At 52.0% G+C, this 204-nt stretch carries 1 protein-coding gene; it reads left to right on the top strand.

Going from position 1 to position 204, the window contains the following annotated elements; genetic code table 11:
• Window positions 1-13: 13 nt before the first annotated feature.
• Window positions 14-204 (top strand): CHAT domain-containing protein (locus LKE08_RS28180; RefSeq protein ID WP_324707621.1); only part of this gene is annotated, 191 nt, incomplete at its 3' end.

Genomic DNA, 204 nt, shown 5'->3' with positions numbered 1-204 from the left:
GGAATTGAGCGAAATGATACTGCAACCCGCCGCCGATCACTTGCAGAAAAAACGACTGTTAATTTCCGCCGATGGTATCCTGCAAAATATCCCCTTTTCCGCCCTGACGATTTCTCCGGGGGAGGAGTACGAACCGCTGATCGAACAGTATGAAATCGTGCGATCGCCCTCCGCTTCTGCGATCGCCCAAATTCGCCAAGATAC

It is taken from the genome of Lyngbya sp. CCY1209 (assembly GCF_035615495.1).
Classification (GTDB): Bacteria; Cyanobacteriota; Cyanobacteriia; order Cyanobacteriales; family Microcoleaceae; genus Limnospira.
The sequence above is the reverse complement of the archived record's forward strand: the minus strand, read 5'-3'. Positions and strand labels throughout refer to the sequence as shown.